Genomic DNA, 26,243 nt, shown 5'->3' on the forward strand with positions numbered 1-26,243 from the left:
GGCCCTAAAGCCTGCGCACCAAGGCAAAGCAAAAGCTGTACCACACAATTGCACTGAACCTTCAGCCAACGCCGCGACTCGAAACCACACGTACAGATCAGCTACCCACGGAGACAACCATGGCCGGTAAAACAGCAAAGACTGCTCAAGAGATACTGATGGAGGATTTTCAAACCCTGGTCAGCGATACCGAAAAGTTGCTGGACGACACCGCCGTGCTGGCCGGTGACCAGGCTGACGAGCTGCGCACCAAGATCCACGAGAGCCTGCTCAAGGCCCGCGAGACCTTGCAACTGACTGAAGACTCACTGCGCGAGCGCGGCCAGGCGGCGATCACTGCCACCGAAGACTACGTGCAAGCCAACCCATGGCAGTCAGTCGGCATTGCTGCCGGCGTAGGCTTTTTGATCGGTCTGCTGGCTACAAGGCGCTAACCATGTCTATCGGCGAATCCAGCTCATCTTCGAGCGCACATTCCTCAGCAAGCGGTTCGACTTCCCGACGCCTGGGCGCAGCTGTGCTGGGCTTGCTGCACAGTCACGTCGAGTTGTTCGGGATCGAGTTACAAGAGCAAAAGGCCCGCACCGTCAGCCTGTTGCTGTTTGCCGGCCTGGCGTTGGTGTTTGCCCTGCTGTTGCTGGTGGGGTTGTCGACGCTGGTGATGATCCTGGTGTGGGACACAGGCTATCGCCTCACCGGCATCATTTGCCTGTGCGTGTTCTATAGCCTGGCCGCTGCATTCTGCGGTGTGCGTTTGAAAGCGGCGGTGTTCGATGAGTCCACGCCCTTCCACGCCACGCTCGAAGAGCTGGCCAATGACCGGGAGCGCCTGCTGCCATGAGCATGACTGAGATCCCGCAAAACACGTCACGCCGGGAAATGCGCAAAGCCTTGATCCGCCTGCGCATGGAAATGCACCGCCAGGAAATCCGGCATGAGTCCCAACAACTCATGGCGCCCCTGCACAAGATGCGCAACATGCGCCACAACTGGCAGGACAGCCTGGGCATCAAGCACGCGCCGTTGTGGGGCGTGGCGGCGGTCACGCTGATGGGCTTCTTTACCGGCAAAGGCGCCAAGGGCGGCAGCATCAGCAGCATCACGCGCCTGGTGCGGCTGGGTGCCGGGTTGATCCCGCTGATCAAGTTGGCCATGCAAAGCTCTTCGCGCAAAAGCTGATACGCGGGAGCCGATGACCGCAATGACCAGACACGTGCTGGTCATTGCGGTTTTTTGCGCTGGCTGTTAATTGATATCGACTCGGCTTACCGCTGGATTCGCTTGCCACACAAAAGCCGAACCGGGAAGCTGGAACTGTCATTCACCTTACGGAGAGCCTGCGCCTTGGATTGGCCCACCCTGCTGACCCGCGAACGTCTTGGAAAACCCCTGCACAGCCCCGAAGAACTGGGCCGCAGCCCCTTCCACAAAGATCACGACCGCATTATTTTCTCCGGCGCGTTCCGGCGCCTGGGGCGCAAGACCCAAGTGCACCCGGTTTCGAGTAACGACCATATCCATACACGCTTGACCCACTCCCTGGAAGTCAGCTGCGTGGGGCGCTCACTCGGTATGCGCGTAGGCGAAACCCTGCGCAGCGCCCTGCCCGACTGGTGCGACCCGAGCGATCTGGGCATGGTGGTGCAATCGGCCTGCCTGGCCCATGACATCGGCAACCCGCCGTTCGGGCACTCGGGCGAAGACGCCATTCGCCACTGGTTCCAACAGGCCGCCGGGCGCGGCTGGCTGGATGACATGAGCAGCGCCGAACGCAATGACTTCCTGAACTTCGAAGGCAATGCCCAGGGCTTTCGGGTGCTCACCCAACTTGAATACCATCAGTTCGACGGCGGCACGCGGCTGACCTACGCCACCTTGGGCACTTACCTCAAATACCCCTGGACCGCCCGCCACGCCGACTCGCTGGGGTACAAGAAACACAAGTTCGGCTGTTACCAGAGCGAACTGCCGATTCTTGAGCAGATCGCCCACAAGCTTGGCCTGCCCCAGTTGGAGGAGCAACGCTGGGCACGTCACCCGCTCGTCTACCTGATGGAGGCCGCCGACGATATCTGCTATGCGCTGATCGACCTGGAAGACGGCCTGGAAATGGAGCTTCTGCAGTACGCCGAAGTCGAGTCGCTGCTGCTGAACCTGGTCGGCGATGACCTGCCGCAAACCTATCGCCAACTGGGCCCAATGGACTCACGTCGCCGCAAGCTGGCGATCCTGCGCGGCAAAGCCATCGAACACCTGACCAATGCGGCGGCGCAGGCGTTTGTCGAACAGCAGGACGCCCTATTGGCCGGCACGCTGCCCGGTGACTTGGTGGAACACATGCATGGCCCGGCAAAGCGCTGCGTGCTGGATGCCAAGGACATGGCACGCAAGAAGATCTTCCAGGACAAGCGCAAGACGTTGCATGAGATCGGGGCCTATACCACCCTCGAAATCCTGCTGAATGCCTTTTGTGGCGCGGCCCTGGAACAACATGGCGGGCGCACGCCGTCGTTTAAGAACCGGCGCATTCTCGATTTGCTGGGCAATAGCGCGCCGGACCCCGCCTGGCCGCTGCACGCCTCTTTCCTGCGCATGATCGACTTCATCGCCGGTATGACCGACAGCTACGCCACCGAAATGGCACGGGAAATGACCGGGCGCTCCAGCCCTCAATAACGACTCCATCCAACTGCCTGTTCCCTGAAGCGAATTGCCCTACGATGGGAACAGAGCAGCCTGATCGAATTCGTACAGGCGCACGAAGAATAATCACGCGCGCCCCAACGGACCCGCCGAGTAATTCCTACTGCCCCCATCGACGCTTGCCTTACTGTGTGCTCTTTATGCCCAGCTATTCTCTTCGTATTCTTTTGGTGGAGGATCACCCCTTTCAACTCATGGCCACCCAGTGCCTGCTCAGAAGCTTCGGCTTCGATCAACTGACCCCGGTGGAAAATGCCGAGCAAGCCATACGCGTGATGAGTCAGTCCGAACACCCTTTCGACCTGATGTTATGCGACCAATGCCTGCCCGACCTGCCCGGGCTTGAACTGGTGGAAATCGCCAGCCGCCGACGCTTCATCACCAGCGCTATCTTGTTAAGCGGTTTACCCACTTCGGAATTGGTTAACCTGACGATACAAGCCGCACAACGAAGTCTCCCCCTCCTAGGCTACTTATCAAAACCTTTGAACAAAGATGAACTTGAGCGATTAGTCCGCTCAACTTTTAACCCACTCCTGTAGGATTTTAAACATCCCCTACAACGAAAAAGGATTCGGGGCCCGCCGTAAATCTCCAAGCCTCCCTTCTTGCCTGGCTCATCCTCAAAACGCTCACATGCCCTGTCACGATTACCTAACAACTTGTAGGCCTATACCTTTTTAAATGTAGGAACTTTCCTGTTCTGCATCTACTCCGTGCGAGCTTCATACTGTGCACTCACCTTCTGAGCTAATGTGCCCGCTTTATCTGCACCTGCATGGAAAGTGACTATGAACACAGTTTTTATTATCGATGACCACCCCGTTATCCGGCTTGCCATTCGAATGTTGCTGGAGCACGAAGGTTACAAAGTCGTCGGCGAAACAGATAACGGGTGCGATGCCATACAGATGGTCCGTGAATGCCTTCCAGACCTGGTGATTCTCGACATCAGCATCCCGAAACTTGATGGCCTTGAGGTGCTCTGCCGGTTCAATGCCATGAACACCTCGATGAAAACCCTCGTTCTCACGGCCCAATGCCCCACGCTGTTTGCCACGCGCTGCATGCGCTCGGGGGCCGAAGGCTACGTGTGCAAGGAGGGTGACCTGAGCGAGTTGCTGAGTGCCATTCGCGCGGTGCTGTCCGGCTACAACTACTTCCCCAGCCAGGCTTTGAATGGCCCCGGAACCGAAGGCATGGATGCTCAAGAGCTGGAACTGTTCAAGACCGTCAACGACCGGGAACTGATGGTCCTGCAACTGTTTGCACAGGGCCGCACTAACAAGGAAATCGCCAAAGGCATGTTCTTAAGTAACAAGACCGTCAGCACTTATAAAAAGAGACTCATGCAAAAACTCCAAGCCAAATCCTTGGTTGACCTCATCGAGATGGCAAAACGAAACGCGCTAGTGTGAGAAAGCGGATGCCCAGGCGTATAAAGGACTATCTAATAATATTAAGTGCCGGTTTGTACTTCAGCACGACTGTGCTCGCTGAGCACCAAACCAGCCCGGAACGCTTCACCCTCTTGAGTCGCGCGGGAGCTGTTCAACTGGACACTCATTTTGACAAGGCCCAACGCCAGTGGCTGCAGAACAAACGTGAACTAACGCTGGGTACATCCACCCCTGACTACCCGCCCTTTGACCTCACTTCCAGCGGCCATGATTACGAAGGCCTTACCGCCGACTATGCAGGACTGCTGGCCAAGGCACTCTCCCTGCCCATCACTGTGATGCGCTACCCCTCCCGAGCGGCGGCCATTCGTGCCCTGGAAGCCGGGAAAATTGACCTGCTGGGCTCCTCCAACGGGTTTGAAGCTGCAACGCCGAACCTTATCCTCTCCGAACCCTATGCCGTGGACCAGCCGGTGCTGGTCACGCGCGAGGGAGAAACCCGCAGCCTCAGCGAAGGCCTCGACGGGCTGCGCCTGAGCCTTGTCTATCACTACCTGCCGCTCAATGAGGTGGAAAAGTTGTACCCCAAGGCGATCATCCGCGCCTACCCGTCTTATCAAAATGCCTTGAATGCAGTGGCCTTCGACCAGGCGGATGTGTTTCTCGGTGACACCATTTCCACCCATTACATGATCAACAAGGGCTATCTCAAAAACATTCGCATGGCCAACTTCGGCAAGCATGAAGCGTATGGTTTCAGTTTTGCCACACGCCAGGACAACCGGATGCTCCTCAGCATTGTCGATTCAGCCCTGGCCTCGGTGCCCATCAACGAAAGGGACAGCATTGCCAAGCGCTGGAGCGCCGGCAGCGACATTCTGCTGACCGACCAGAAACTGCAACTGACCCAGCGCGAAGAGCGTTGGCTCAAAGAGCATCCGGTGGTCACGGTGATCGTCAACGAAACCTTCGCGCCCCTGACGTTCTTCGATGCGGACGGCAACTTTCGCGGCATCACCGCTGACTTGCTGGAGTTGATTCGCCTGCGCACCGGCCTGCGTTTTTCGGTGCAGCGCGGCCGCGAGGTCGGCGCGATGATAGAACAGGTCGCGGCCCAGAAAGTCGATATGATCGGCGCCATCGTGCCCAGTAACGAACGAGATTCGCAGCTTAATTTCAGCCGCCCCTACCTGGAAAACTCCTATGTATTGTTGACACGCAGAGAGCAAGGTGCCCCCTCGAACATGGAGCAGATGGCAGGAAAGCGTCTGGCAATCACCCGAGGCAGCCCACTGGCCGCGACCTTGAGCAAAGACTTCCCGCAGGTTCAACTGGTGGAAACCAGTGATACGTTCAGAGCATCGGAGCTGCTCGCACAGGGACAAGTGGATGGGGCCGTGAACACCCTGGTGATCGCCAACTACTTCCTGTCTTCCCAGGTCTTCCAGGATAAATTGCAAATCAGCGCCAGCATCGGCACGACCCCTGCGACCTTCACCCTGGCCACCTCGCGTCAAGCCACGGAGTTGAGCTCGATTCTCGACAAGGCCCTGCTCAGCATCGCCCCGGATGAAATGGGTGTGATCAACAGCCGCTGGCGTGGCTACACCGCCGCATCCGACAGCTACTGGCGTAACTACCATCAATTGATCGCGCGCATCATCATCGGCACCGGGCTATTGCTATTGATTTCCCTGGCCTGGAATGCCTACATGCGTCGCCAGATCAAACATCGAAAAATGGCCGAACGCGCCCTCAACGATCAGTTCGAGTTCATGCGTGCACTGGTCAACGAGACGCCCCATCCGATCTACGTGCGCGACCGCAATGGGCTGTTGCAGACCTGTAACGACAGCTACCTGCAGGTGTTCGATGTCAAGCGCGAAGAGGTGATCGGCAAAAGCGTGACCCAGATGACCATGGCCCTGGCGTCGGAGGCAGCCCAGTATCATGCTGACTATCTGCGCGTCGTCGCCGAGGGTAACCCGCTGATCCTTGATCGCAGCCTGCATATCCACGACAGGAAACTGACCATCTACCATTGGATCCTGCCCTACCGCGACTCCACGGGTGAAGTCCAAGGCATCATCGGTGGCTGGATCGATATCAGTGACCGACGCCAGCTATTCGATGAACTACGCGCCGCCAAGGAGCGTGCCGACGAGGCCAACCGCGCCAAGAGCACGTTCCTGGCCACCATGAGCCACGAGATTCGCACCCCGATGAACGCCGTGATCGGCATGCTCGAACTGACGCTCAAGCGCGCCGACCAAGGGCACCTTGACCGTCCGGCGATCGAGGTGGCGTACAACTCGGCCAGGGACCTGCTGGAGCTGATCGGTGACATTCTCGACATCGCGCGTATCGAGTCTGGCCGCCTCAGCCTGGCGCCGGAGCGCGTCAACCTGCGGGAGGTGATTGAATCAGTGGTGCGCGTCTTCGACGGGCTGGCACGGCAGAAAACCCTCAGCCTGCTGCTGGAGTTCAAACCCGACCTGAACGATATCGAGGTGCTGATAGACCCGCTGCGCTTCAAGCAGGTGCTATCGAACCTTGTGAGTAACGCGATCAAGTTCACCGAACAAGGGCAGGTCAAGATCAAGGTTGAGCTGCAGCCTACCCAGGCACCGGAGCAGATCGAACTGAGATTAGTGGTGGAAGACACCGGCATCGGCATCAGCCGGGAGGACCAACTGCGCCTGTTCGAACCCTTTGCCCAAGCGGACAACTCCGGGCAACTGGCCCGCAGTGGCGCGGGCCTGGGGCTGGTGATCTGCCGCAGCCTGTGCGCGATGATGGGCGGCCAATTGAGCCTGAGCAGCGTGCCCATGGTAGGCACCCAGGTGCACGTCAACCTGAGCATGCCGCGCCTGCAAGCGATCCAGGCGGAGGGTGAACACACGCCGCAAACGCCGACCACCGCACTGGTGCTTAACGTACTGGTGGTAGACGACCACCCGGCGAACCGCCTGCTGATGTGCCAGCAACTGGGCTACCTGGGGCATAAATTCACCGCTGCCGAGCACGGTGCGGCGGGGTTCCAGGCCTGGCGTAAAGAGCATTTCGACCTGGTGATTGCCGACTGCAACATGCCCATCATGAATGGCTATGAACTGAGTCGCTCAATCCGTGAGTATGAGCAGCGCGAACAATTGGTGCCCTGCGTGGTACTGGGCTTTACCGCCAATGCCCAGCCAGAAGAAAGGCAACGATGCGTGCAGGCCGGCATGGATGACTGTCTGTTCAAGCCCATCAGCCTCACCGTACTGGAGCGCCAACTGGCACACATTGTCCCTAAAGCCGTGCACCAACGACTGGACCTCCAATGCCTGGAAGCGTTGACCGGCGGTGCCCCCCATTTGAGTCGACGCCTGCTGGAGGAACTACTGAGCAGCAGCCATCAAGACCGCCAGATCCTTAGCGAACTGCTGGATCGACACGCTCCACTCTCGGAAATCATTGAGCAAGCCCACAAGATCAAGGGCGCAGCCCGTATCGTGCAAGCTCATTCATTGGCGGGGCAATGTGAAGCCTTGGAGCAAAGCTGTTCTCGTAATGAGGAGTGGGCCGTGATCGAAAGCGGTATCAAGGCCCTGGAACAACTCATGCAGGCACTGGAAAAGATGCTGCAGGTTCAACTGGATGAGCTGCAAAGCCAATAAGCGCCAGGGCCGGTAGGGGCAGGAGTGAGCAAACGCGCCCCTACCCCAACCGGCCTTAGCATCGGCCGCTTCAGCAGTCGGTCAACCGCAGGAAAATCTCCGCCAGCCGCTCAATGCCCACCTGGTCCTGAGGGGTGAACCGGGCCAGCAATGGACTGTCGAGGTCAAGAACGCCAATCAGGTGACCTTCCTTGACCAAGGGCACTACCAATTCACTGTTCGAAGCGCTGTCACAGGCGATATGGCCTGGGAACGCGTGCACATCCTCTACGCGCTGGGTTTGCCGCGTTGCCGCAGCCGCACCACACACGCCACGACCAAACGGAATGCGCACACAGGCGATCTGCCCCTGGAAGGGCCCAAGTACCAACTCTTCATTGCGATTGAGGTAAAAGCCCGCCCAGTTCAAGTCATCCAACTGGTTGAACAGGAACGCGGCAAACTGCGCACTGTTGGCAATAAAATCGCGCTCATCAGCCAACAGCGACTCCAGTTGCGCACACAGCATGGCATAACCATCAAGGCCGCTGCCGGCCTGTTGTAAATCGATCATGGTTGACGTTCCAACAATTTAAGACCCACCCAGTAACGGGCGAATTGATAGGCGCACCGGCCATTGCGGTTGCCGCGCCCGGTGGCCCAACGCACCGCGAGGACATCAAGCTGCTCATCGCGCTGCCACTGCAAGCCGGCCTTGCTGGCCAACTCGCCGATCCAGTGCTCCACCACATCCAGGAAATGCTCCTGGCTAAACGGGTAGAACGACAGCCACAGGCCAAAACGATCCGACAAGGCAATCTTGTCTTCAACCGCCTCGCTCGGGTGCAATTCGCCATCCACGCGCTTCCAGTTGTCATTGTCGCTCTGGTTTTCCGGCACCAGGTGGCGACGGTTGGACGTGGCATACAGCAGCACGTTTTCCGGCGCCTGTTCCAGGGAGCCATCGAGCACGCTCTTGAGCACGCGATAATCGCCTTCGCCAGCTTCAAACGACAGGTCATCGCAAAACAAAATAAAGCGTTGGGGTAGCTTGAGCAGTTGCTCGACCACCCGCGGCAGGTCCGCCAGGTGGTCACGCTCGATCTCGATCAAGCGCAGGCCCGCCTTGGCGTGCTGGGCAAGCAAGGCACGAACCATGGAAGACTTGCCAGTGCCACGCGAACCCCACAACAGCGCATGGTTGGCGGGCAAACCGTCGAGAAACTGTTGGGTGTTGCGCGCCAGTTGCTCACGTTGTTTATCAACACCGATCAGGTCCGACAGGCGCATGTCCAGGCTGACCTCCAGCGGCAACAGGAAGCCACTGCGACCTTCGCGCTGCCAACGGGCGGCCAGGCATTGGCTCCAGTCGATCGCTTGGCGCGGGGCGGGTAACAACGGTTCCAGGCGAGCCAGCACCGCATCGGCGCGCTCAAGAAAGGCATTCAATCGAGAATCCACAGCTATTCCTCTGGCAACTTCTTGCAAAAGATGGCGTATTGGCAACCCTGCGGCACACTGCATGGGCTGCATCAAAAAAACGATTCATGCCGGGCGAGCCAAAGCTTGTGGATGTTCAGCTATGCTTGCCGGGCGAAGGGAAACGCTAAGTGGTTCAACACTCGATGGATATCAAGTTCGCCCACCGCTTGTCTTATAAACAAGCCAGATTGACTGTGCTGGTCGGTTTCGTCTTGGGAACCCTGCTCAGCCTGATCCAAATCGGCATTGATTATGCCAGTGAAGACGCATCCATCAACCGTGAAATACGCTCACTGATTGAAATCAGCCACAACCCGGCGTCACGCATCGCCTACAACATCGATGCCGAACTCGCCCAGGAACTGACCCTGGGCCTGCTGCACTCCCCTGCCATCATCCGCGCGCAGTTGATCGACAACAATGGCGTGGTGCTGGCCGACGTCAACCGCCCGCGCAAAGAAAGCAACTATCGGCCCGTCAGCGATTTTCTGTTTGGGGCCAATCGCCAGTTCGAAGACCGGCTGTTTCTCAGCCATATGCCCAACGACTCACTCGGTGTGCTGCGCCTGGACGTCGATACCTATGCCTTTGGCAGCCGTTTCCTGCATCGCGCCGAGATCACCCTGCTCAACGGCTTCGCCCGCAGCCTGCTGCTCACCGGAATTTTACTCGGCCTGTTCTACGTGATGCTCACCCAACCGCTGGTGCGCATTATCCGCGAGCTGAGCACACGCAAACAGGCGCGCCTGGATTGCCCGCCGGGGCACGAACACGATGAAATCGGCGTGCTGGTCAACGTCGCCAATCAACAATTCGAAAACATGGAAACCGAGATCCAGCAGCGGCGCCACGCCGAGGACCGCCTCACGGAGTACCTGGGGCAACTGGAAAATATCGTTTCGGCGCGCACCCTTGAACTCAAGGCCAGCAACCAACGCTTGAGCCAGTCCAACGATGAGCTGGAGGCGGCGAAAATGACGGCGCTGGGCATGGCCCAGGCGCGGGCGGCATTCCTGGCCAATATGAGCCATGAAATCCGCACGCCACTCAACGGGCTGCTGGGCATGATTGCCCTGTCACTGGACAGCCCGCTGACCGCCGAACAGCGCCAGCAACTGTCCATTGCCCATGACTCAGGCAAAGTGCTCGTGGAGTTGCTCAACGATATCCTCGACCTGTCCAAATTCGACGCAGGCCAACTGGAACTGGAGCATATCCCGTTCGACCTGGGCTCCCTGGTTGAAGACACCGCCAACCTGCTATCGCAAAACGCCGCGCCGAGTGTGGAACTGACCTGCCTTATCGACCCGCAATTTCCCGCCCAGGTGATCGGCGACCCGACCCGTGTGCGGCAAATCGTCAGCAACCTGCTCTCCAATGCCTTGAAGTTCACCCGCTTCGGTCGCGTCGATGTGCGCCTGCGCGCCTCGGCAGGCCGGGTCAGCATCGAAGTGTGCGACACCGGCATTGGCATCGCTCAGGAAGCCCAGGTGAAAATTTTCCAGCCGTTCACCCAGGCCGGCGCTGGCATCACCCGTCAGTTTGGCGGCACGGGTTTAGGCCTGGCACTGACCCATAACCTGTGCGAAGCCATGCAAGGCCGCTTGAGTATCAGTTCGGAGGTGGGCTTTGGCAGCCAGTTCTGCGCCGACCTTCCACTGCCGGCGCATTTGCCTGCCACACGCTATGCACCGCTCACGGGCGAGGTGATCGCCATCACCAACGCCGGCGGTGGGCTGACCGAGCTGCTCACCACGCTATTGCCCTCTTGGGGGCTGACGCCGCGGTGCTATTCCCAGGACGATGATCTGAGCGGGCTGGCGCCCGACCTGTTGATCACTGACTGCCCTGAATGCTTGTTCCGCTTGCGCCCGGGCATCAGCGCGCCGATTCTGTTGGTCACCGCCTACGGCAACTTTTTGCCCAGCGAAGAAGTCGCGGCCCTGGCGCCGCTGCAGCAACAAGCCCGCCCGTTGAGCCGTAACGCGCTGTACCAGATCCTGCAACGCAACCTGCGCAGCGACGCGCAACTGGTGCTCGACCCAGTGCAGATAGAAACCGCCCCGCTTGCGCACCGCGCGCGCATCCTGTTGGTGGAGGACAACGCGGTCAACCAACTGGTGGCCAAGGGCATGCTCAGCAAGCTGGGGTGCGAGGTGATCGTCGCGGCCCATGGCGGCGAAGCCCTCAAGCTGCTGGAGGACCAGCGCTTCGATATGGTGTTGATGGACTGCAACATGCCCGTGATGGATGGCTATGAGGCCAGCCGACAGATTCGCCGCAGCGGGCGTTGGCCGGACTTGCCCATCGTGGCCTTGACCGCCAACGCGATGGCCGAAGAACGCGAGCGTTGCCGGGCCGCGGGAATGAACGATTACCTGGCCAAGCCGTTTCGCCGGGAAGAACTCAACGCGCTGCTGGAACTGTGGGTACCGAAGACCACCAGCCTCTGACGGGTACCCGCACCGCGTAGGTCATTTGAGCAGGGCTTCGATCTCCTGGGTCAAGTCCTGGGGCTTGGTGGTTGGCGCAAAGCGCTTGACCTGCTGGCCATCACGGCCGATGAGGAACTTGGTGAAGTTCCACTTGATATTCTTGGAACCCAGTAGCCCCGGAGCCTGCTTTTTCAACTGCACGAACAAGGGGTGAGCGTCGCTGCCATTGACGTCGATCTTCTTGAACAGCGGAAAACTGACGCCGAAATTCAGCTCGCAAAACTCGGATATCGCACCTTCGTTGCCCGGCTCCTGCTTGCCGAACTGGTTGCAGGGAAAGCCGAGCACTACCAGGCCCTGGTCCTTGTATTGCTGCCAAAGTTGCTCGAGGCCCTTGTACTGCGGGGTGAAGCCGCATTTGCTGGCGGTGTTGACCACCAGAATGGCCTTGCCAGCAAAATCGGCCAAGGTCTTTTGTTCACCCTTGATGGTGGTGCAAGGGATGCTCAGCAGGGAGTCGCTCATGGCAATACCTCAAGTCAGCGAAAGAAGAACCTTATTCGTGTAGGAGCGAGCTTGCTCGCGAAAAACTCCCAGACGCCGCGCTCATTCAGGCGCCCCGCGTTATCGTTGACGTTTTTCGCGAGCAAGCTCGCTCCTACGGGGGCTACGCGAGCCTAGCGCGGCACCAGATCCAGGCATACCGAGTTGATGCAATAGCGCAGGCCCGTCGGCGGTGGACCGTCCGGGAACACATGCCCCAGGTGTGCGTCACACTTGGCGCAGGTGACTTCGGTGCGAATCATGCCGTGGCTGACGTCGCGGATCTCGACCATTGCGCTATCGGCAATCGGCTCATAGAAGCTGGGCCAACCGCAGCCGGAATCAAACTTGGCCTTGGAATCGAACAGCGGCTCGTTGCAGCAGATGCAGTGGTAGACGCCGTCGGTCTTGGTGGCGTTGTACTTGCCGCTGAACGGTCGCTCGGTACCTTTGAGACGGCACACGTTGTACTGCTCCGGATCGAGCATCGCCTTCCATTCGTCTACAGTTTTCTGCAACTTATCCATCGGTACACCTCGGCAACTGAAAAACCCTGATCTGTGTCTTTTCCATGGATCAGGCGGCACGTATGATTGCGCCTCTTCAAAACGCCAGTCTGGCACCCGCGCCACCGGCATTCAAACGTATTTATGGGTGCGGGCCGTGCAGGCTTCACCCTACGGTAGTGCCTACGCCGTCGGGATCGTTCATTTTCAGGATCACATCGCCATGCAGGTCAGCAAATCGAACAAGCTCGCCAACGTCTGCTACGACATTCGCGGCCCAGTGCTCAAGCACGCCAAACGCCTGGAAGAGGAAGGCCATCGCATCCTCAAGCTGAACATTGGCAACCCGGCGCCGTTTGGTTTCGAGGCGCCGGACGAAATCCTCCAGGATGTGATCCGCAACCTGCCGACCGCCCAGGGTTACAGCGACTCCAAGGGCCTGTTCAGCGCGCGCAAGGCGGTGATGCAGTACTACCAGCAGAAACAGGTCGAAGGTGTCGGCATCGAGGACATCTACCTAGGCAACGGCGTGTCCGAGCTGATCGTGATGTCCATGCAGGCATTGCTCAACAATGGCGATGAAGTGCTGGTGCCAGCCCCGGATTACCCACTGTGGACCGCCGCCGTGACCCTGGCGGGCGGCCACCCGGTGCATTACCTGTGTGATGAAGGCGCCGACTGGTTCCCGGACCTGGCCGACATCAAGGCCAAGATCACCCCCAACACCAAGGCCCTGGTGATCATCAACCCGAACAACCCTACAGGCGCGGTGTATTCCAAGGAGGTGCTGCTGGGCATGCTGGAACTGGCACGCCAGCATAACCTGGTGGTGTTCTCCGACGAGATCTACGACAAGATCCTCTACGATGACGCCGTGCATATCTGCACCGCCTCCCTGGCGCCAGACCTGCTGTGCCTGACCTTCAATGGCCTGTCCAAGTCCTACCGCGTGGCGGGTTTCCGCTCCGGCTGGATCGCCATCTCCGGGCCCAAGCACAACGCGCAAAGCTACATCGAAGGCATCGACATGCTGGCCAACATGCGCCTGTGCGCCAACGTACCGAGCCAGCACGCGATCCAGACCGCCCTCGGCGGTTACCAGAGCATCAATGACCTGATCCTGCCCCAAGGCCGCTTGCTGGAGCAGCGTAACCGCACCTGGGAATTGCTCAACGCAATCCCCGGCGTGAGCTGTGTGAAGCCCATGGGCGCGCTTTATGCGTTCCCGCGGATCGACCCGAAAGTCTGCCCGATCCTCAACGATGAGAAGTTCGTGCTCGACCTGCTGCTGTCAGAAAAACTGCTGGTGGTGCAAGGCACCGCCTTCAACTGGCCGTGGCCGGATCACTTTCGCGTAGTGACCTTGCCACGCGTGGATGACCTGGAAATGGCCATTGGTCGCATCGGCAACTTCCTGAAGTCCTATCGCCAGTAAGGCCATTGACGCTGTACGACTCACAAAGGGTCGTACAGCGATTATCTAGCAACACTTCTGTGTCACTTACTTGCGGTTGTACTTCATTCGGCCTCTGCCGATGTCGTACCCCCTATAATCACGGGGCGACGGGGCAGCATCGGGTCGATCAAGGCTGACAATACAGGTGGGAAAATCCCTTCAAGGCCCTACGCCCGAGGTGTAGGACACAGTTTGAAATAGTCCCCCGGTTGAATCACCCCATGCCGCACCTTATATACCCCGCAGTGAGCGACATATTAAGCATGAGGAGAATTCTACAACCATGATGCGCATCCTGCTGTTCTTGGCCACTAACCTGGCGGTCGTACTGATTGCCAGCGTCACCCTGAGCCTTTTTGGCTTCAACGGGTTCATGGCGGCCAATGGGGTTGATCTGAACCTCAATCAGCTGCTGATTTTCTGTGCGGTCTTTGGTTTTGCCGGTTCGCTGTTCTCGCTGTTCATCTCCAAGTGGATGGCGAAGATGAGCACCAGCACCCAGATCATCACTCAACCCCGCACTCGCCATGAACAATGGCTGATGCAAACCGTGGAGCAGTTGTCTCAGGAAGCTGGCATCAAAATGCCCGAAGTGGGGATTTTTCCAGCCTATGAGGCCAACGCCTTTGCGACCGGCTGGAACAAGAACGACGCATTGGTGGCCGTGAGCCAGGGCCTGCTGGAGCGGTTTTCGCCCGATGAAGTCAAGGCGGTGCTGGCCCACGAGATCGGCCACGTAGCCAACGGCGACATGGTCACCCTGGCGCTGGTACAGGGCGTGGTGAACACCTTCGTGATGTTCTTTGCGCGGATCATCGGCAACTTCGTCGACAAGGTCATCTTCAAGAACGAAGAAGGCCGTGGCATTGCCTACTTCGTGGCGACCATTTTCGCCGAGTTGGTCCTGGGCTTCCTGGCCAGCGCCATCGTGATGTGGTTCTCGCGCAAACGCGAGTTCCGCGCAGATGAAGCCGGCGCACGCCTGGCGGGCACCAGCGCCATGATCGGCGCGCTGCAACGCTTGCGCTCCGAACAGGGCCTGCCGGTGCATATGCCCGACAGCCTGACCGCCTTCGGCATCAACGGCGGCATCAAGCAGGGCCTGGCTCGCTTGTTCATGAGCCACCCGCCGCTGGAAGAGCGGATTGACGCACTGCGTCGCCGCGGCTGATAGCCGGATGACTCGACAAGGGGCGATCTGATCGCCCCTTTTTTATGCCTGCCGATTTTCACCGCTCCCTGTAGGAGCGAGCTTGCTCGCGAAAAACTTCAACGATACGCGGGCTTTCTGAATGAACGCGGCGCCTGGGAGTTTTTCGCGAGCAAGCTCGCTCCTACAAAAGCAAAAGCCCTTATCAGCGCCTGGTCAGCCGATAAGCACGTTCTTCAAGGCGAGTAACACCGTCCTGCAGGAACTTTCCGCTCTCCCTCAGGATGTCCCGCTCCTCCAGCCGCTCCAACGCCCAATACGACCCCAGCAGCAACTGCACTTCCTCGTCCGTAACAGCAAAAGGTGGGCCGGCCTTCTGCGCTTGGTCGTAATCGACGGTAATCAGCAACCCCTGGCAGCCTGACGTAAGCAAGGCATTCAGGTGCTCGGCGTATTGCGCACGCATCAGCGGCGGTAAGGCAATTAATGCCGCGCGGTCATAAACGGCGCTGCAACCGGCCACTGCCTCAGCATCCAGACTGAAGAAATCGCCACACCACAGTTCGATCTGGCCCGCCTGGTAAACCTTGAAGCCGCCCTTCTGAGTGACGTGCGGCACAAGCCCCTGCTCGCTGAAGAACGCCTCAACCGCCTGCTCCGATAGCTCCACGCCCATTACCGGGTACCCCTGGCTCTTAAGCCATACCAAGTCCAGGCTTTTGCCACACAACGGCACCAGCACCTTTACCCCCACGGGCAACCCCAGTACAGGCCAGTGCCGTTGCAAATAGGGATTGACCTCGCGCTGATGGAAACCAATCTGATTGCTCGCCCAGCGGTCCTGCCAAAATTCAGGCTGCATGAATCACTCCGAAAATTCGATCAAAAGGCGCTAAAACTTATATTAGATTTAAATCGATGATCTGATTGAAGATGGCTCCATCTTAACCCTCAGGACCCTGCTCATGCTCCCCAGCCTGTTTATCTCCCACGGCTCGCCCATGCTGGCCTTGCAACCCGGCGCCAGCGGCCCTGCGCTGCAGCGCCTGGCTGCCGAGCTGCCACGGCCCACAGCCATTGTGGTGGTGTCGGCGCATTGGGAAAGCCCGCAGCTGCTGGTCAGCGGCAGTGCTGCACCCGAAACCTGGCACGACTTCGGCGGCTTCCCGCGCGAGCTATTTGCGGTGCAATACCCCGCGCCGGGTGACCCACAACTGGCCAATGAGATTGTCGAACTGCTGCACGCCGACGGTCTGGCTGCCAGCATTGATGAACGTCGGCCTTTCGACCATGGCACTTGGGTCCCGCTGTCGCTGATGTACCCGGCAGCAGATATTCCGGTGGTGCAAGTCTCCTTGCCCAGTCGCATGGGCCCTGCCCTGCAGACCCGTGTCGGGCATGCACTCGCCAGCCTGCGTGAACAGGGTGTGCTGTTGATCGGCTCCGGTAGCATCACCCATAACCTGGGCGAACTGGATTGGCGCGCCGGGCCGGAGACGATCACACCGTGGGCCCGGGAATTTCGCGACTGGGTGGTCGACAAACTGGCGACCAATGACGACACCGCCTTGCATGACTATCGCCGCCAGGCGCCCCATGCCGTGCGCAGCCATCCCAGCGATGAGCATTTGCTGCCGCTGTACTTTGCGCGGGGTGCGGGCGCAGATTTCAGCGTGGCGCACCAAGGCTTCACACTGGGCGCCCTGGGCATGGATATCTATCGCTTTGGCTGACGCCGTCATACCTGTGGAAGCTGGCTTGCTGCAATAGCAGCCGACGGTAACCACGATGCGAAGCGAGCCGCTCTTGATCTTGATCTGCTTGTGATCTTGATCTGGCTTTTGATCTTAGGCGCCCCGTTAAACCACGCTGGCCGAACGCAGGCTTGAATTCGTGGGTAACCCGGCAGGACGCCGGGTTAGCCGCCCCGCGCCATGGATGGCGCGTGGCGGCGGCCCACGGATTCAAGCCTGTGTTCGGGCACACCGAGCCTAAGCGAGGTGCCGAGTGGTGGGGCAAGAGCGTTTTGCTTACTTTTGCGCTTTTCAAAAGTGAGCCGCTGTCAGAGCGGAACCCTAGGTGGCCGTTACCGCAGGAATGGATATGTACACGGTCCAACTGAGTTGACTGTTAGGCCGTCTTCGCAGGCAAGCCAGCTCCCACATTTGGATCGCGGGGCATCAGTTAGATCAGCATCTACCATCAGGTCGCCACGGGAGCCAACTCCCACAGTTGATAGCGTCGAAGACTAAAACAGAAGGCAAAAAAAATCCCCGAACCAGTCGGGGATTTTTTATGTGCGATCAATCAGCCCAAGGGCGGATCAATCTTCGCGGTAGCGACGCAGCTTGAGCTGCTTACCGGCAACGCGAGTGTCTTTGAGCTTGGTCAGCAGTTTTTCCAGGCCGTCTTCCGGCAGCTCCACCAGGGAGAAGCTGTCACGCACCTGAATACGACCGATGGCTTCACGCGCCAGGCCACCCTCGTTAAGGATAGCGCCCAGCAGGTTCTTGGCAGCGATACCGTCACGCGCACCCAGCGCGGTACGGCAACGAGCACGGCCTTCAGCCAATGGCACTGGAGCACGACGCTCACGGTCGCCACGATCTGGACGGTCACCGGAACGCTCTGGACGATCACCGCGTGGCGCGCTGTTCGGAACCAGTGGACGTTCTTTTTCGATGGCTGCCAGGGTCAGGGCCTGACCGTTGGTGGCTTTGCGCAGCAGAGCTGCAGCCAGGGCACGCGGGGTGCAACCGATATCGGCGGTCAGGCGGTCCAGCAGGTCGCCGTGGGTCGATTCAGCGTCAGCCACCAGTGGCGCCAGGCTGTTGGTCAGTTTCTTGATGCGCGCATCGAGAACGGCCTGGGCATCCGGCAGGCGGACTTCGGCAACTTTCTGACCGGTAACACGCTCGATCACTTGCAGCATGCGGCGCTCACGTGGAGTCACCAGCAGCAATGCACGACCTTCGCGACCGGCACGGCCAGTACGGCCGATACGGTGAACGTAGGACTCTGGATCGTAAGGCATGTCAACGTTGAACACGTGGGTGATACGTGGAACGTCGAGGCCACGGGCGGCAACGTCGGTCGCCACAACGATGTCCAGACGGCCATCCTTGAGGGAGTCGATCACGCGCTCACGCTGGTTCTGGGCAATGTCGCCGTTCAGCGCAGCGGCCTTGTAGCCTTTGGCTTCCAGGGCGCTGGCCAGGTCCAGGGTCGCTTGCTTGGTGCGCACGAACATGATCAGGGCGTCGAAGTCTTCGACTTCCAGCAGGCTCAATACAGCCGAGGTCTTCTGGTCAGCGTGAACCAACAGGTGAGCCTGTTCGATCGCGGTAACGGTCTGGGTCTTGGTCTGGATCTTCACGTGCTCCGGATCGCGCAGGTGGCGTTCGGCAATGGCACGGATGGACTGCGGCAGGGTAGCCGAGAACAATACGGTCTGACGGGTCGCTGGCAGTGCCTTGAAGATGACTTCCAGGTCATCCATGAAGCCCAGCTTCAACATTTCGTCAGCTTCGTCCAGAACCAGGTGGTTCACGGTCGACAGGACTTTTTCGTCACGACGCAGGTGGTCGCACAGACGGCCCGGAGTGGCGACAACGATCTGTGCGCCATTACGGATTGCCTTGAGTTGTGGGCCCATAGGCGCGCCGCCGTAAACGGCCACAACAGTTACACCCGGCATTTGCTTGGCGTAGGTTTCAAAGGCGGTTGCTACTTGCAGCGCCAACTCACGGGTTGGCGCCAGGATCAGGGCTTGCGGCTCGCGCTTGGCAGGATCGATGCAATGCAGAATAGGCAGGGCGAACGCGGCGGTTTTACCGGTACCGGTTTGCGCCTGGCCAATCATGTCCTTACCGGCCATGATGATCGGGATCGATTGCTGCTGAATCGCCGAAGGTTCTTCGTAGCCAGTCGCTGCGACGGCTGCAAGAATATTCGGGTTAAGATTAAAAGCGGCGAAGCCGCCGGTTTCCTGGGTCATGGGTCTGCCTCTAAGTGCATCCGCAAAGACCCATGCTCCAAAGCTGCGCATGCCGTGTTGAGACTCAAGAGTCGCCCTGGCTGCTTTGTCGGCGGGGATTTGCGAAAACGAATGAATGAAAAAGATTCGTCAAGGGAGAGTCCGCTGTGCGGACGTGCAGCCGAAGCTGACTTCGGGGAATTGCGCTACCTAAACGCGGCCCGGTTAAAGGCCGGCGCGCACTATACCGGAAATAGCTGAAAAAGGGAGCTTTTTTTATCGCCAGGCACCGATAAAGCGCACTGCGTCACGGGTTTTGCAGATCCGTGCGCCAGGGTCTATTTTTCAGAGGCCCGGCCCTGTTGGTCATCACGCTTAAACGGTTCACCCAACCATTGAGACCCTTTGGTCTGAAACCTTACCCGCGCCCCGAGGGCACACCCCATGAATCAAGCCAGCAGTAGCCGTGTCAGCCGCGCACTTGAGGGCCATGTTCTATTGCTGGGCCTGGACCGTGTGGCCAAACGCAACGCCTTCGACCTGGATTTGCTCAATGCGCTGAGCCTGGCCTATGGCGAATTTGATCGAAACGATGACGCACGGGTGGCCGTGGTGTTTGCCCATGGCGATCACTTCACGGCCGGGCTGGACCTGGCCAATGTCAGCAGCGTGATGGCGGGCGGCTGGCAACCGCCGCTGGGAGGGTGCGACCCGTGGGGGGTGTTTGCCGGCCCGCGCGTGAGCAAGCCGGTGATCGTCGCCGCCCAGGGTTATTGCCTGACGATCGGTATCGAATTGATGCTGGCGGCGGATATCAACCTCTGCGCCAGCAATACCCGCTTTGCCCAGATGGAAGTTCAACGTGGGATCTTTCCATTTGGCGGTGCGACATTGCGCTTTCATCAGATTGCCGGCTGGGGCAATGCGATGCGCTGGCTGCTCACCGGCGACGAATTCGACGCCCATGAAGCCCTGCGCCTGGGGTTGGTGCAGGAAGTGATGGCCAGTGAAGACCTGCTGCCCCGCGCCATTGAGTTGGCCAACCGCATTGCGCGCCAGGCGCCGCTGGGTGTGCAGGCCACGTTGATGTCGGCACGGCTGGCGCGGATGGAGGGTGAGGCCGTCGCCGCCGCCGCGCTGCCGCCCATGGTGGATAAACTGCTTAACAGTGAGGATGCCAAGGAAGGTGTTCGGGCGATGGTCGAGAAGCGGCCGGGGGTGTTCAAGGGAATTTGAACGAACTGAATTAGCGGTCGGCAGTGAGAGCCTCTTCGCGGGCAAGCCCGCTCCCACAGGGGATGCACTTCAACAGAGAATGCAATTCAACTGTGGGAGCGGGCTTGCCCGCGAAAGCGTCCGAACGGGCAACTAAGTTGCTGGCCGAATCGCCTTGATCAACGGCTGCAACGAATACCCCAAGCGCGGCGCCAAGGCTTCGGCGCGGGCTGACAGCGCATCCAGGTCCAGCTCCTGATCCAACTCCGAAGGCACCAACAGAATCACATTGCCCTCCTTCACCGGCAGCTCCCAGTAATGCCGGTGGTACAACCCACGCAGCAACGCCGCCCCCAGCGGTTTGCCGTCATCGGTGGCCCACTGGTTGATCACCAGCCAGCCGCCGGGGTTGAGTTTCTTCTGGCAGTTTTCCAGGAAGGTCCAGGCCAGATGCCCCACGCCTGGGCCGACATCGGTGTAGAGGTCGACGAAAATCAGATCGGCCGATTCGGCACTGTCGAGCAATTGCAGCGCGTCACCAATGCGGATGTACAAGCGCGGATCGTCATCCAGCCCCAGATATTCAATCGCCAGACGCGGTACATCGGGGCGCAGCTCAATGGCTTCGACATCGTCCAGCGCCAGGAACTTGAGGCACGCCTGGGTCAACGTGCCCGCGCCCAGGCCGAGAAACAACGCACTCTCCGGCTGCTCATGACACAACGCACCAATCAGCATCGCGCGGGTGTAGTCGTACTCAAGCCAGCTCGGGTCAGCGGTGAATACACAGCTTTGCTCAATGGCATCGCCGAATTCGAGAAAGCGGTAATCCGCCACTTCAAGCACACGGATCATGCCGAATTCATCATGGACTTCGGCCAGCAGGCGCTCGACACGCTCCTCGCTCATCACTACTCCTAAAGGGTCTACCGCACGACAAAGGCGCGATTGTCGGCCAAGCGGCCGCCACAGGTCACGCACTAATTGCTGCTAACATTGACGCCCCGACATCCACCCGCAAACGAGTTCATGATGAGCCAACCCTGGAGCCCCGATAGCTGGCGAGCCCTGCCGATCCAGCAGCAACCCCGATACCCGGACGCTGCCCACTTGCTGCAAGTGGAACAAAGCCTGGCGAGCTACCCGCCCCTGGTGTTTGCCGGGGAAGCCCGCGAATTGCGCCGTCAGTTTGCCGAAGTGACCCAGGGCCGTGCCTTCCTGCTGCAAGGTGGCGATTGCGCCGAGAGCTTTGCCGAGTTTTCCGCCGCGAAGATCCGCGACACCTTCAAAGTGCTGCTGCAGATGGCTATTGTCATGACCTTCGCCGCCGGTTGCCCGGTGGTGAAAGTCGGACGCATGGCCGGCCAATTCGCCAAGCCACGCTCGGCCAACGATGAAACCATCGACGGCATCACTCTGCCCGCCTACCGTGGCGATATCGTCAACGGCATCGGCTTCGACGAAAAAAGCCGCGTGCCAGACCCGGACCGCCTGCTGCAGTCCTACCACCAGTCCACAGCCACCCTCAACCTGCTGCGCGCGTTTGCCCAGGGCGGTTTCGCTGACCTGCACCAGGTGCACAAGTGGAACCTGGATTTCATCGCCAACTCAGCCCTGGCTGAAAAGTACAGCCAACTGGCCGACCGCATCGACGAAACCCTGGCCTTCATGCGCGCCTGTGGCATGGACAGCTCGCCGCAATTGCGCGAAACCAGCTTCTTCACCGCCCACGAAGCGTTGCTGCTCAACTATGAACAAGCCTTCGTACGCCGCGACAGCCTGACCAACGACTACTACGACTGCTCGGCACATATGCTGTGGATCGGCGACCGTACCCGTCAGTTGGATGGCGCCCATGTCGAGTTCCTGCGTGGGGTGAACAACCCGATCGGCGTGAAAGTCGGACCGAGCATGAACCCCGACGACCTGATCCGCCTGATCGACATCCTCAACCCGGATAACGACCCTGGCCGCCTCAACCTCATTGCCCGCATGGGCGCAGGCAAGGTCGGCGACCACCTGCCCAACCTGATCCGCGCCGTGCAGCGCGAGGGCAAGCAAGTGCTGTGGAGCAGCGACCCGATGCACGGCAACACCATCAAGGCCAGCAGTGGTTACAAGACCCGCGACTTCGCACAGATCCTTGGCGAAGTGAAGGATTTCTTCCAGGTGCACCAGGCAGAAGGCACCTATGCCGGCGGGATCCATATCGAGATGACCGGACAGAACGTCACCGAATGCATCGGCGGCGCACGGCCGATCACCGAAGATGGCCTGTCGGACCGTTATCACACCCATTGCGACCCACGGATGAATGCCGATCAGTCGCTGGAGTTGGCGTTTCTGATTGCCGAGACCTTGAAACAGGTTAAACGCTGACGTTTTCTCGACCGGGATGACGCCATCGCGGGCAAGCCCGGCTCCCACATTTGAACGCGTTTCTCTGTGGGAGCCGGGCTTGCCCGCGATAGAGGTTTAAAGGTTGGTATCCCGGTTCAGCATCGCCGCCCTTAACCGGGCAGCACTGGGCCGCTGGCAATTGAGCTGGACCTGTTCCAGCCCTAGCCAGTCGGCCATTTTGCGCAGGTTCATCGCCAGCGCCAGCATGCCTTCCTCATCCAGCCCCGGCTCTTCCTCATGCACGGCATGCACGGCCAGGCGCCCATGGGCACGCTCGGCCCGCAGGTCGACGCGCGCGGCAATGCGCTCGTTGTGCAGAAACGGCAGCACGTAATAGCCATACACGCGCTTTTCTTGCGGGGTGTAGATCTCCAGCCGATAGCGAAAGTCGAACAGGCGCTCGGTGCGGCTGCGCTCCCATATCAGCGAATCGAACGGTGACAACAATGCACTGGCCGGCACGTTGCGCGGCAGTTTCGGCTGCGCCAGGCAATACGCGGGTTGCTTCCAACCCCGCACCTGGCACGCCAGCAGTTGCCCATCCTCGACCAGCTCGGCCAAGCGGTTGCGGCTGTCGGCGGGCTCGAGGCGAAAATAATCGCGCAGGTCTTTTTCGGTGGCGACACCCAATGCCGTCGCACTGTGCAACAGCAAGCCGCGCTGCGCTTGAGCCTCCCCCATGGAGACATTGAGCACCTCGGTGGGGATAACACGCTCGGGTAAATCATAGAGCCGCTCGAACCCTCGACGACCGGCAACCGTGACCAAGCCTGCGGCGAACAGCCATTCCAGCGCATGCTTTTCATCACTCCAGTCCCACCAGGGCCCGGCACGCTCCTCGTGGGTCGACAAGCTGCCGGCCCCCAAGGCGCCCTGCTGTTCGACGATGCGTAACACGCGCTGGATCGTCGCTTGCTGTTCGCGGCCAAAGCGCGCCATCTGCGCATAGATCCCCTGCCCTTGCCGGGCGCGCTCCATGCGCCACTTCATCAGCGGATACAGCGCCATGGGCAGCAGCGACGCTTCGTGCCCCCAGTATTCGAACAACGAGCGCCGCCGCCCCTGGCTCCAGGCGGCTTGCTCAAGAATTGACGGGGAATAATGGCCGAGGCGGGAAAACACGGGCAGGTAGTGGGAACGCACCAGCGCATTGACCGAGTCGATCTGCAAAACGCCCAGGCGTTCGATCAGGCGGTTGAGGTGCGTAGCCTTTATCTGCGCAGGCGCTTGGCGCCCGGAAAAACCCTGGGCTGCCAGCGCCATGCGTCGAGCTTGCTTGAGTGAAAAACACAGGTCGGCGGGCATGGCAGTCTCCATAGAAGCTCGCCCCCTACCCTACTGCATCCGGGCTTATTTTCGCAGCGGGTCTTCCCAGAAATGCCGATGGCTTTCCTGCACGACGTCGGCGCGATTGAGCCCGATGTCCTTGAGTGCGTCATCGCTCAGGGTCGCCAGCATCTGGCGCTCCTGATGCAGTAGCTGCCAACGCGCAAATGTGTGAAACAGCCCGGCAAACGGCCATTTATCTGTCGATATGAAACCTTTTTGACCTTTCATCTTCTCGCCCTCCAGTGGGGATGACGACAGTGTGTGCCTGGCATTATGATCAATCCAACGAATGTTTCTTATGCAATACATCTCGGAGATTGATCAATTGTCCGCCTATCCCAGCATCGACACAGACGTGCTGCGCACCTTCGTCGCGATTGCCGACCAGGGCGGTTTCACCCGCGCCGGCGAGCAGGTCAACCGCACTCAATCGGCGGTGAGCATGCAGATGAAGCGTCTGGAAGAAGACGTGTTGCAGCGCAAACTGTTCGAGCGCGATGGCCGGCAGGTACGGCTCACGCCCGAAGGCCAGGTGCTATTGGGTTATGCGCGGCGCATCCTGAAATTGCACAGCGAGGTGTTCAATACCCTGCGCGAGCCGCATATGGTGGGGTTGGTGCGCATCGGCACACCGGATGACTACGTGATGCGCTTTCTGCCTGGGATCCTCAAGCAGTTTTCCAAAGCCTACCCACTGATTCAGATCGAAATGCACTGCGAAGCATCCACCGTGTTGATGCAGCGACGGGACCTGGCGTTGACCGTGATCAGCCGCGAGCCCGGTAATGATCTGGGTGAGTTATTGCGCACTGAACGCATGGTGTGGGCAGCATCGCCGTGCTTTTGTGTGGAGGAGCACGATGCCCTGCCCCTGGCGGTGTCCGGCGACGAGTGCCTGTACACCCATTGGGCACGTGCCGCACTGGACGCGGCTGGGCGAGATTATCGCCTGGCCTATCACAGCTCCAACGGAGCAGCGATCCTGGCGGTGGTGAGTGCGGGCCTGGCGGCGATGGTCAGCATGGAAAGCCTGGTCACCGACGACCTGCGCGTGCTCGGCAGCGACGAAGGCTTCCCGCCTTTGCCGTCGATGAACCTGCGCTTGCTGCGTAACCCGCAGATGACGTCGCCGATCACCGAATGCCTGGCAGACTACATCGTCGAAGGCTTCAAACTTTGAAGGTCAGCATCACCGCGCACACCACCAAAAAGCCACAGAACAGGCCGCGCAACAGACGCTCCGGCAAGGCATGGGCCACTTTCACACCCCAACTGATACTCAGCAGGCCACCTATCGCCAGCGGCAGGCCGATCATCCAGTCCACCTCGTGGTGCCAGGCATAAGTGACCAGGGTCACACCGGTGCTAGGCAACGCCAAGGCCAACGACAAGCCTTGGGCGACCACCTGAGTAGTGCCGAAGACACTGGTGAGTACCGGCGTAGCGACCACCGCGCCGCCGACCCCGAACAGCCCGCCCATGGAACCGGATGCCGCGCCCAAGACGCCAAGCCAAGGCCAGGAATAACGCATTTGCGCGGTGGGCGGCGCGTTGCGAGTAAACATACGCACCAGGTTGTAGGCCGATAGCGCGACCAAAAAAGCAATGAAGCCGATACGCATGGCGCCCGCATCCAGCCCCACCGCCCAGATCGACCCCAGCCAGGCAAAGCAAAAGCCGGTCACACCCAGGGGTAAGGCGTGACGCAACTCGATGCGGTTACGCTGGTGATAGCGCCACAGGGCGAGCATCACGTTCGGCACGACCATCACCAAAGCGGTGCCCTGCGCAATTTGTTGATCCAGACCGAACAACACGCCCAGTACCGGGATAGCAATCAACCCGCCGCCAATGCCAAACAGCCCACCCACGGTGCCCAACGCTGCGCCCAATGCCAAGTACATCACTAAATCCCACACCGCTCGCTACTCCGCCATTTCATGCTTGGCATGCTACGCAGTCGGCCCTGGCGCGGAAACGCACAGCAACGCACAATGGCTGTGCCAA

At 59.7% G+C, this 26,243-nt stretch carries 24 protein-coding genes; 14 read left to right on the top strand and 10 right to left on the bottom strand.

Annotation, left to right across the window (positions count from 1 at the left end):
• The first annotated feature begins 119 nt into the window (after positions 1 to 119).
• The 7 genes from PSH76_RS18935 (at position 120) to PSH76_RS18965 (ending at position 7,765) form a co-directional block, all read left to right on the top strand.
• Positions 120 to 434, top strand: coding sequence for a YqjD family protein (locus tag PSH76_RS18935; protein ID WP_003189926.1), 315 nt, complete (start codon positions 120 to 122; stop codon positions 432 to 434).
• A gap of 2 nt (positions 435 to 436) precedes the next feature.
• Positions 437 to 841 (top strand): phage holin family protein, encoded by a 405-nt coding sequence (locus PSH76_RS18940; RefSeq protein ID WP_032892696.1) that lies wholly within the window; start codon positions 437 to 439, stop codon positions 839 to 841.
• Positions 838 to 1,179 carry a hypothetical protein gene (locus tag PSH76_RS18945; RefSeq protein WP_032892697.1) on the top strand — a complete coding sequence of 114 codons (342 nt, stop codon included), beginning with the start codon at positions 838 to 840 and terminating at the stop codon, positions 1,177 to 1,179. The genes PSH76_RS18940 and PSH76_RS18945 overlap by 4 nt, the downstream gene beginning before the upstream one ends.
• Positions 1,180 to 1,344: 165 nt before the next feature.
• Positions 1,345 to 2,676, top strand: coding sequence for a deoxyguanosinetriphosphate triphosphohydrolase (locus PSH76_RS18950; protein WP_032892699.1), 1,332 nt, complete (start codon positions 1,345 to 1,347; stop codon positions 2,674 to 2,676).
• A 167-nt stretch (positions 2,677 to 2,843) separates the two neighbouring features.
• Complete coding sequence (locus PSH76_RS18955) at positions 2,844 to 3,245, top strand: response regulator (RefSeq protein ID WP_098952272.1); 402 nt, start codon at positions 2,844 to 2,846, stop codon at positions 3,243 to 3,245.
• A 249-nt stretch (positions 3,246 to 3,494) separates the two neighbouring features.
• On the top strand, positions 3,495 to 4,121 hold the full coding sequence (locus PSH76_RS18960; RefSeq protein WP_003189917.1) for a response regulator transcription factor: 627 nt from the start codon (positions 3,495 to 3,497) through the stop codon (positions 4,119 to 4,121).
• Positions 4,122 to 4,129: 8 nt separating this feature from the next.
• The gene (locus tag PSH76_RS18965) at positions 4,130 to 7,765 is read left to right on the top strand and encodes a transporter substrate-binding domain-containing protein (protein ID WP_305492720.1); all 3,636 of its coding nucleotides are present in this window, start codon (positions 4,130 to 4,132) and stop codon (positions 7,763 to 7,765) included.
• A gap of 70 nt (positions 7,766 to 7,835) precedes the next feature.
• Here the strand turns inward: PSH76_RS18965 and PSH76_RS18970 are convergent, their stop codons facing one another.
• Both PSH76_RS18970 and PSH76_RS18975 read right to left on the bottom strand, forming a co-directional pair.
• On the bottom strand, positions 7,836 to 8,318 hold the full coding sequence (locus PSH76_RS18970) for a GAF domain-containing protein (protein ID WP_305492721.1): 483 nt from the start codon (positions 8,316 to 8,318) through the stop codon (positions 7,836 to 7,838).
• A complete protein-coding gene (locus PSH76_RS18975; protein ID WP_003189912.1) occupies positions 8,315 to 9,205 on the bottom strand; it encodes an ATP-binding protein in 891 nt (296 codons plus the stop codon). Before PSH76_RS18975 ends, PSH76_RS18970 begins: the two co-directional genes overlap by 4 nt.
• Positions 9,206 to 9,369: 164 nt before the next feature.
• Here PSH76_RS18975 and PSH76_RS18980 point away from each other — a divergent pair, with 164 nt between their 5' ends.
• Positions 9,370 to 11,679 carry a response regulator gene (locus PSH76_RS18980; protein WP_032892708.1) on the top strand — a complete coding sequence of 770 codons (2,310 nt, stop codon included), beginning with the start codon at positions 9,370 to 9,372 and terminating at the stop codon, positions 11,677 to 11,679.
• Between the two features lie 21 nt (positions 11,680 to 11,700).
• On the opposite strand, the gene PSH76_RS18985 is transcribed toward PSH76_RS18980, so the two are convergent.
• The gene (locus PSH76_RS18985; RefSeq protein WP_014717681.1) at positions 11,701 to 12,186 is read right to left on the bottom strand and encodes a glutathione peroxidase; all 486 of its coding nucleotides are present in this window, start codon (positions 12,184 to 12,186) and stop codon (positions 11,701 to 11,703) included.
• A 152-nt stretch (positions 12,187 to 12,338) separates the two neighbouring features.
• A complete protein-coding gene (gene msrB, locus PSH76_RS18990; protein ID WP_003189907.1) occupies positions 12,339 to 12,731 on the bottom strand; it encodes a peptide-methionine (R)-S-oxide reductase MsrB in 393 nt (130 codons plus the stop codon).
• Between the two features lie 202 nt (positions 12,732 to 12,933).
• On the opposite strand from msrB, the gene PSH76_RS18995 reads away from it, so the two are divergent.
• Positions 12,934 to 14,145, top strand: a complete 1,212-nt coding sequence (locus PSH76_RS18995; protein ID WP_003189906.1) for a pyridoxal phosphate-dependent aminotransferase — start codon at positions 12,934 to 12,936, stop codon at positions 14,143 to 14,145.
• Positions 14,146 to 14,449: 304 nt separating this feature from the next.
• On the top strand, positions 14,450 to 15,337 hold the full coding sequence (htpX, locus tag PSH76_RS19000; RefSeq protein ID WP_003189904.1) for a protease HtpX: 888 nt from the start codon (positions 14,450 to 14,452) through the stop codon (positions 15,335 to 15,337).
• A gap of 184 nt (positions 15,338 to 15,521) precedes the next feature.
• Here htpX and PSH76_RS19005 read toward each other — a convergent pair whose 3' ends face one another.
• Positions 15,522 to 16,178: a thiopurine S-methyltransferase gene (locus PSH76_RS19005; RefSeq protein ID WP_305492722.1), complete on the bottom strand. Its 657-nt coding sequence runs from the start codon at positions 16,176 to 16,178 to the stop codon at positions 15,522 to 15,524.
• Between the two features lie 103 nt (positions 16,179 to 16,281).
• On the opposite strand from PSH76_RS19005, the gene PSH76_RS19010 reads away from it, so the two are divergent.
• Positions 16,282 to 17,049: a class III extradiol ring-cleavage dioxygenase gene (locus tag PSH76_RS19010; protein WP_305492723.1), complete on the top strand. Its 768-nt coding sequence runs from the start codon at positions 16,282 to 16,284 to the stop codon at positions 17,047 to 17,049.
• A 590-nt stretch (positions 17,050 to 17,639) separates the two neighbouring features.
• Here PSH76_RS19010 and PSH76_RS19015 read toward each other — a convergent pair.
• Positions 17,640 to 19,313: a DEAD/DEAH box helicase gene (locus tag PSH76_RS19015; protein WP_003189900.1), complete on the bottom strand. Its 1,674-nt coding sequence runs from the start codon at positions 19,311 to 19,313 to the stop codon at positions 17,640 to 17,642.
• 423 nt (positions 19,314 to 19,736) lie between these two features.
• Between PSH76_RS19015 and PSH76_RS19020 the strand changes: the two genes are divergently transcribed.
• Positions 19,737 to 20,528 carry a crotonase/enoyl-CoA hydratase family protein gene (locus PSH76_RS19020; RefSeq protein ID WP_014717676.1) on the top strand — a complete coding sequence of 264 codons (792 nt, stop codon included), beginning with the start codon at positions 19,737 to 19,739 and terminating at the stop codon, positions 20,526 to 20,528.
• Positions 20,529 to 20,660: 132 nt separating this feature from the next.
• On the opposite strand, the gene PSH76_RS19025 is transcribed toward PSH76_RS19020, so the two are convergent.
• The gene (locus PSH76_RS19025; RefSeq protein WP_138762106.1) at positions 20,661 to 21,416 is read right to left on the bottom strand and encodes a spermidine synthase; all 756 of its coding nucleotides are present in this window, start codon (positions 21,414 to 21,416) and stop codon (positions 20,661 to 20,663) included.
• A 123-nt stretch (positions 21,417 to 21,539) separates the two neighbouring features.
• On the opposite strand from PSH76_RS19025, the gene PSH76_RS19030 reads away from it, so the two are divergent.
• Entirely contained in the window at positions 21,540 to 22,886 is a 1,347-nt protein-coding gene (locus PSH76_RS19030; RefSeq protein ID WP_032892728.1) for a class II 3-deoxy-7-phosphoheptulonate synthase, read from the top strand.
• Between the two features lie 96 nt (positions 22,887 to 22,982).
• Here PSH76_RS19030 and PSH76_RS19035 read toward each other — a convergent pair whose 3' ends face one another.
• On the bottom strand, positions 22,983 to 24,212 hold the full coding sequence (locus tag PSH76_RS19035; RefSeq protein ID WP_305492724.1) for a winged helix-turn-helix domain-containing protein: 1,230 nt from the start codon (positions 24,210 to 24,212) through the stop codon (positions 22,983 to 22,985).
• Positions 24,213 to 24,257: 45 nt separating this feature from the next.
• On the bottom strand, positions 24,258 to 24,464 hold the full coding sequence (locus tag PSH76_RS19040) for a DUF1127 domain-containing protein (protein ID WP_305492725.1): 207 nt from the start codon (positions 24,462 to 24,464) through the stop codon (positions 24,258 to 24,260).
• A 70-nt stretch (positions 24,465 to 24,534) separates the two neighbouring features.
• Here PSH76_RS19040 and PSH76_RS19045 point away from each other — a divergent pair, with 70 nt between their 5' ends.
• On the top strand, positions 24,535 to 25,416 hold the full coding sequence (locus PSH76_RS19045) for a LysR family transcriptional regulator (RefSeq protein ID WP_032892730.1): 882 nt from the start codon (positions 24,535 to 24,537) through the stop codon (positions 25,414 to 25,416).
• Here PSH76_RS19045 and PSH76_RS19050 read toward each other — a convergent pair.
• A complete protein-coding gene (locus PSH76_RS19050) occupies positions 25,406 to 26,155 on the bottom strand; it encodes a sulfite exporter TauE/SafE family protein (protein ID WP_044274558.1) in 750 nt (249 codons plus the stop codon). The two genes, PSH76_RS19045 and PSH76_RS19050, sit on opposite strands and share 11 nt — an antisense overlap.
• Positions 26,156 to 26,243: the final 88 nt, after the last annotated feature.

The organism is Pseudomonas sp. FP215 (genome assembly GCF_030687795.1).
Lineage (GTDB): Bacteria > Pseudomonadota > Gammaproteobacteria > Pseudomonadales > Pseudomonadaceae > Aquipseudomonas > Aquipseudomonas salmasensis.